The sequence below is a fragment of the Rubrilithobacter danxiaensis genome, from assembly GCF_047272945.1.
GTDB lineage: Bacteria > Bacteroidota > Bacteroidia > Sphingobacteriales > Sphingobacteriaceae > Rubrolithibacter > Rubrolithibacter danxiaensis.
Window position 1 is genome coordinate 447,256 of record NZ_JBKOPS010000002.1, and the last position, 6,362, is coordinate 453,617.

A 6,362-nucleotide genomic window follows, 5' to 3' on the forward strand; every position below is an offset into this window, starting at 1 on the left:
AATTTTATATTTGTAGATTATAAACTAATAGATTTTGCTTACAAAGAAGACAAAATACGCAGTAAAAGCCTTAATGGCACTTGCCCGCAATGAGGAGAAAAGCCCTATGCTTATTTCAGATATTGCGCTGAAAGAACAACTGCCGAAGAAATTTTTGGAGGCAATTTTACTTGAGTTAAAGCGTAATGGCTTTTTAGGAAGTAAGAAAGGTGCTGGTGGAGGTTATTATCTTTTAAAAAAGGCCGAAGAAATTAAACTGGTAGCTATTATCAGGGTAATTGACGGACCTATTGCTTTGCTTCCCTGTGTAAGCTTAAATTTTTACGAGCGCTGCGAAGAATGCACCAACGAACCTTATTGTGGCATCAGGGACGTAATGAAGGATGTAAGGGATGCTACTTTGAAGATCCTTTCCGACACCAGTATTGCAGATATGATCAGGAGGGAAGACATTCTTGCCGGACGTATACTGAATAATGAAGTACAGCCTGAAGATACTTCGAAAATAGATTTCTGAATCTAACCTGTTCCTTAAATCCTATTATTTTCCTTCTCAAAAACATCCTGATTCTCTGATTGTTAAAATTATATCAAACCCTTATTATTCTGCATGTCTTTTTGCATAAAGAATAGGTTGGGTGATGAGGGTTAAGCAAGCGGTCGGGTGAGAAATTACCTGGCCGTTTTTATTGCAGATTAAAAAAACATATTTGTAACTTTATATTTTACAGTAGTAAGCTTAGTGTTTGCTGTCCTGTTAACAATTCCTAAAACAAATTAAAATGAAAACTATATTATTTATTCTTACCTTATTTGTTACCGCTCCAAATTCTATATTCGATTTTAAAGTTACTTCTATAGACGGGGGTAATCTTGATCTTTCAAAATATAAAGGGAAAAAGATACTGATTGTAAATACAGCATCTAAATGCGGCTTTACACCTCAGTATGCAGATCTTCAGAAGCTTGCGGAGCAATATAAAGATAAAGTAACCGTTATCGGCTTCCCAGCTAACAATTTCGCAGAGCAGGAACCCGGAAACAACGCTGCCATAAAAGAGTTTTGCCAGGCTAATTTCGGTGTTACTTTTCCATTGAGCGAAAAGGTAAGTGTAAAGGGTGATGATATTGCTCCTTTATTTAAATACCTGACAGAGCAGGAAAATCCTGATTTTACAGGCGAAATAAAATGGAACTTTGAAAAATTCCTCATTGATGAAAATGGAAAACTTATTCATCGCTATCGTTCAAAGGTAAATCCGCTGGACGAGGAAATAGTAAAAAATTTTAAATAATTGATTTAAACGGGGTTGCAGGATTAGTTAGAAAATTTATCAAATTTTATTTTGTGCAAATAAATCCAAAATCTATATTTGCAGACCCAAACGGAAAGGGAGCATAGCTCAGCTGGTTCAGAGCATCTGCCTTACAAGCAGAGGGTCACAGGTTCGAATCCTGTTGCTCCCACAAAAGAAAGCCCTTCAGATTAATTTCTGAGGGGTTTTTTGTTTTTATAGGACAGTGTGGAAGTGAAAATAAGGAGCTAAATGTTAGTACATTGTTCGTACACTGTTCGTTCAATTCTCAGCCATAAATTCTCATTTTATGGTTTATTACAAAATGATCTTAGATGAAAGAAGATCAAAAGCAGACAATGTTTACCCTGTTATTATTCGTGTTATTCATAATCGGAAGAATACTTCGATTGCTACAGGTATTCGTGTTCAAAAAGATTATTGGGATGAGCAAAGCTCCCAATTGAAAAGGACACATCCGAACTTCTCGGTGGTTAATCCAACTCTTTTGGAAACTTATTTAAAAGTTCAAAGGGTTATACATCAATTGGAGGAGGTCAGAGAATTTTCATTTGAAGCGTTAAAAGAGAGGCTATCTGAGCAGCCTGAAGCTTCTAAAGTATATTCCAAAGTATCGTTTAATGAATTTTCAAAAAACTTAGTTCAAGATCTAATATCTATTAACAGATCTGGAAATGCTATAGTCTATAGAACTGCCAGCAACAGGCTGATAACTTTTGCAGATAATAAGCAAATCAAATTTAAAGATATTGATTATAACTTACTGGAAGGCTTTAAAAATAGCTTGGTAAAGGATGGAGTAAAAACGAATACGGTCCATAATTATTTCAGAACAATCAGAGCGATTTATAATAAGGCGATTAAGGCTAAACTGATCGATAGGTCTTTCTATCCCTTTCATGATGTTAAGGTTAAGTTAGAAAGGACTGCTAAACGTGCTGTTCCAGTAGACTGCATTAAAAAACTACATGAACTTGAATTAAAGACTAATGCCAGACAATGGCATGCACGAAATTATTTTATACTCAGTTTCTCTCTGATTGGTATTTCTTTTACAGATATGGCATATCTTACATCTAAAAGCATTATAAAAGGAAGACTAATATACAAACGCAGAAAGACGCATAAGACTTACGATATCAAACTGACTGCAATAGCAATTCAAATATTCAAGTTATATCAGGGGAGGAACTCCAAATACTTACTTCCTATCCTTCCATCATCTGTAGCTGAAGATTCTATGGAAGCAAAAAAGATCATATCTCAATGGATTAAAACTACAAACAAATGGCTTAGAAAAATAGGTGAAGATTGTGGGTTAGAAGACGATTTGACAACTTATGTAACAAGGCATAGTTGGGCCACCTGTGCGAAACGTTTAGGATATTCCATTGAATTAATCGCAGAAGCGATGGGTCATGAGCATGGTAACAGGATAACTAATATATACCTGGACTCCTTCGACCAGTCAGTAGTTGATGAAGTGAATGAAAAAGTGATTAAAAGTATTGAATAAGCTTTGTTTACAGGAGTAGCTATTTATTAGGCTTTTGCTTATAATAAAAACCCCATCTATACAAAGAGATGGGGTTAATTAAGCTGAATCAGATTACTCAGGCAAAACCTTGATCAGAGGGATGTACCCTTTCACCTTTTTCTTTTTACCCTCTTCGCCTTGTTCTTCATGAACCTCACGAACCACAAAAACGAGGAAGAAATCATGTTCACTTTGGATTTTAATCTTATCGATATACAGGTCAAGGCCCATTTCTCGTCGAACTTCACCAATGATTCCAATCACTTCACTTGGAGTATACTCTCGATTTAACTCGAAAGATTCATACAATGCAGCATAGTATTCTTTCTCAGAGGTCTTTGCCTTGCGAACATGTTCCATCTTATCTAGAAAAGATTGCCATGAACCACGGCTTTTACCACTTAGACTTTTTACTATTATTTCAGATTCCTCACCGTAAATTGGGTAAAGTAAATCGTAACGTTGTTGCTGCATTGCTGTTAATTGAGACCCTGTCTCTTGCACATTATTCATCATAAAACTGTTTAAAAAATTAAGAAATCAGTCTTATCTCTTCAATTTGGGTCTATCTATCCACTTAGACCGAGCACATCCTTTTCAAGACATGGGCCAGGCAGTGGACCGCCTTTTTGTCTACCACATGCATTTAGTAGACGGTATAGAAATACTTACTAATTGTACTTCTTAATAAGCAGAACTATCAATAAAAATTATAAAATTAAATATGCTTAACTTTATTTAAGCCCCAGACGCGTTAAAACTGCTATTCACAGTTTCGCATATATTTTGGTTTTTTGCCTAAAAAGGCGAGGTTGAATTAATCAAATGCACGAGATAACTTTACAGCTATTTTGGCAGCTAATTTCTTAGCTATCGGCTCCATGACAAAGATAGAAACAATTTACATATACGTGCAACAGTTATTTTCAAATAACCATTTATAAATTCATAACTGTTTGTAAATCAAAATAATCTTTTTTATATCGCTTTATTTTCGTATCTTTATATAACATTTCAGAAGTTGGAATAAAGTATAAGTAAAGCATTAAGGTCAGCATAGCTAGCTGATCTTTTTATTTGTACATACTTTCCTAAAAGTTCGACTTCTATCCACAGATAGGCCACCTCATCAGATCAACATCGGCTTTTTACAAGATTCACCCTGCTTTTACTACTTATACGATGAGCTTTAATGTCACTAACTACAATTGAAAAAGAATTAAAATTAACAGATCGATTTGAAAATGCATTTCCAGATAAATTAATACCCACTAACTCCAACATAGATAAAGGCAAAACAAGGGTTGGGATGACGCATGAGGAATTTCATGCAAAAAGGTCAAGCTTCCTCGTTATTCCATCTGTTCCCATTATAGAAGATAAATGTGATGAATACCCATACCTCTACACCTTGCAGGTAAAAGAGGGAGTTACTCCGGAGATGATAGGAGACTTTCTTTTCAATGATACTCCATTGCAGTATATTGAAGCTGGTAATCCTTATAAAAAGATTGTTTGCACTCCAGAGAGCTTTCCTAAGGTGATTGCAGCAGCTACCAACAAAAACAAGTTGCAGTGGTTACGTGACACTTTCTTTCTGTTTTTAGATGAATCGCACTGCTACGCAACAGATGCATTTAGAGAACAGATCTTAAATCCGTTTCCTGAGTTTTGGAACTTTAAGAGTAGAGCAATTGGCTCTGCTACTCCTTTTAAGTTTAGCGATCTTCGGTTTCAGGAGTTACAACATTACAAGTTTACTTATAAAGAGAAGTTTGGGAGAATTAAACTGATAGTGAACGATAATGTTCAAGCAGCACTTAATTATTATTTAAGTAGGCCTGAGTTGTTCCCTGGTAATTTCCACATATTCTTCAATTCTGTAACAGAGTGTGGACAAGCTGTCATGGCCTCAGGTATTACAGATGTAAACATCTACTGTAGAGATGAAGAAAAAAATATGATCAATCTGGATGAGGCGAAAGTTTATTTTAAACATAGGCCAATTGAAGGTGAGTATAAAAAGTTTAACTTTTATAGCGTAAGGTACAATGAGGGTTGGGGACTTAAAGATGATAGCAATGCAACCTTAATTCTTGTTACTGATATTGCCGTTCCGCATTCCTTAATTGGCATACCTTATAAAGGATTTCAAGCTCTTGGCAGATCAAACACAAAACCCTATCAATTATTACACATTACTAATCATTTTAATAAAATGGATTTAGAAGTTAAAAGATTTGAACAGATACAAGAGAAATGGCTTTACAACTGTAAATCATACATCGATTTATTCAATCAGCACCGTGCGCAATGTTCAGTGGATGGTATGCCTGACTTGAAAGCATTCTTTGATATGGTAAAGCCATATTCATTATTTGAAAATGGAAAGGCGAAGTTAGATTATAACAAAGTAGATCAATTTATATGTGAAGAGAGTTGTAAAGAACACTACAGCAATATCAATACTCTTACTGCCACATGGGAAAACTGCAATTACGAAGTAGAGGTGTTGAACTTTGATCTTCCTTCGATTAAACGGTACAAGAAGTCAAAACAAGAGATAAACAAGCAAGTGGTAGAACTGATCTCAGAGTATGAATCCAACCCTGATAAGTACGACCACCAACGAGCTCTGGATACGCTAAACAAGTTAAAAGATGAATGTTTAACCGTTTTCCTTGCACTACCCATACTTGGGACAGAGAAGATTCAGGAATTAAAATACGATGATAAAGCAATGAACGAAGAATTAATAAAACAACACAATCGCAACGCTGAAGCTAAACTCAGATTAATGATAGCAGAATCATTCAAATTAGGAGATAGACCTACTAAGAAATACGTTAAAGAAACTTTACAAAGGCTTTATGATGCTCTCGGTATTAAGAAGCAAAATGGAACACGAAAAATTGCTTGCGCTTCTCAACTTAAAGATTTGAAGATGTATGAGATAGATGAAAGCAAAAACGACAAAAAGGAACACATATACATTATTAAGAAGATCCTATATCAAGTTAAAGCAGCTGCTTGATCAATTTCCATTTTCCTAAAAGTTTGGGATTTTGTCTATTATAGGAATACGAAGTGGTCGACCAACTTTCAGGAAAAGCTAACATGTTCGGTTAAGATCCTACCTTTTAAAGAAATGGTTAGAGCTCTACACAGTACCGTAAAGATCCTTATACATTCTTTAAAAGCTAAAGCAGTTGGCATATAACTTGTAAAAGAAGGGTTGAAAATAATCCCTTCTAAAGAAGGTCTATCATATAGCTTGAGTTATCCCTTACCTGGTTCGGTAAGGGATTTTTTGCGTTCTGTCGGTATCTATTCTTTAGAAGCTTAAGCTTTTAAATAGAATGGATCATAATCTCAGGAATGATTTATCAACAGAACTCATATTGCTAACTTTTTTAGCATTATATTTGCTGTTTAGATTGTAATATGAACAAGTTAAGTGTTTCAGAAAGGCTTATGATATATACCAGGTATATAGGCCAAAGGATTCT

General features: G+C 35.0%; 5 protein-coding genes and 1 tRNA gene. 5 read left to right on the forward strand and 1 reads right to left on the reverse strand.

From position 1 onward, the window contains the following. The first annotated feature begins 34 nt into the window (after nucleotides 1-34). From ACLCDL_RS04125 to ACLCDL_RS04140, 4 genes are all read left to right on the forward strand, one after another. A complete protein-coding gene (locus ACLCDL_RS04125) occupies nucleotides 35-517 on the forward strand; it encodes an RrF2 family transcriptional regulator (protein WP_423147004.1) in 483 nt (160 codons plus the stop codon). 265 nt (nucleotides 518-782) lie between these two features. After that, on the forward strand, nucleotides 783-1,295 hold the full coding sequence (locus ACLCDL_RS04130) for a glutathione peroxidase (protein ID WP_423147005.1): 513 nt from the start codon (nucleotides 783-785) through the stop codon (nucleotides 1,293-1,295). 97 nt (nucleotides 1,296-1,392) lie between these two features. Further along, a tRNA-Val gene (locus ACLCDL_RS04135) sits at nucleotides 1,393-1,467 on the forward strand. A gap of 153 nt (nucleotides 1,468-1,620) precedes the next feature. Further along, on the forward strand, nucleotides 1,621-2,832 hold the full coding sequence (locus ACLCDL_RS04140; RefSeq protein WP_423147006.1) for a phage integrase SAM-like domain-containing protein: 1,212 nt from the start codon (nucleotides 1,621-1,623) through the stop codon (nucleotides 2,830-2,832). Nucleotides 2,833-2,925: 93 nt separating this feature from the next. Here the strand turns inward: ACLCDL_RS04140 and ACLCDL_RS04145 are convergent, their stop codons facing one another. Further along, nucleotides 2,926-3,369, reverse strand: a complete 444-nt coding sequence (locus ACLCDL_RS04145; protein WP_423147007.1) for a hypothetical protein — start codon at nucleotides 3,367-3,369, stop codon at nucleotides 2,926-2,928. A gap of 676 nt (nucleotides 3,370-4,045) precedes the next feature. On the opposite strand from ACLCDL_RS04145, the gene ACLCDL_RS04150 reads away from it, so the two are divergent. Continuing rightward, nucleotides 4,046-5,887 carry a hypothetical protein gene (locus ACLCDL_RS04150; protein WP_423147008.1) on the forward strand — a complete coding sequence of 614 codons (1,842 nt, stop codon included), beginning with the start codon at nucleotides 4,046-4,048 and terminating at the stop codon, nucleotides 5,885-5,887. The last annotated feature ends 475 nt before the right edge of the window (nucleotides 5,888-6,362 follow it).

Coding starts and splice junctions, on each gene's coding strand:
- ACLCDL_RS04130 (WP_423147005.1), top strand. CDS start 783: ATGAAAACTATATTATTTATTCTTACCTTATTTGTTACCGCTCCAAAT.
- ACLCDL_RS04140 (WP_423147006.1), top strand. CDS start 1,621: ATGATCTTAGATGAAAGAAGATCAAAAGCAGACAATGTTTACCCTGTT.
- ACLCDL_RS04145 (WP_423147007.1), bottom strand. CDS start 3,369: ATGATGAATAATGTGCAAGAGACAGGGTCTCAATTAACAGCAATGCAG.
- ACLCDL_RS04150 (WP_423147008.1), top strand. CDS start 4,046: ATGTCACTAACTACAATTGAAAAAGAATTAAAATTAACAGATCGATTT.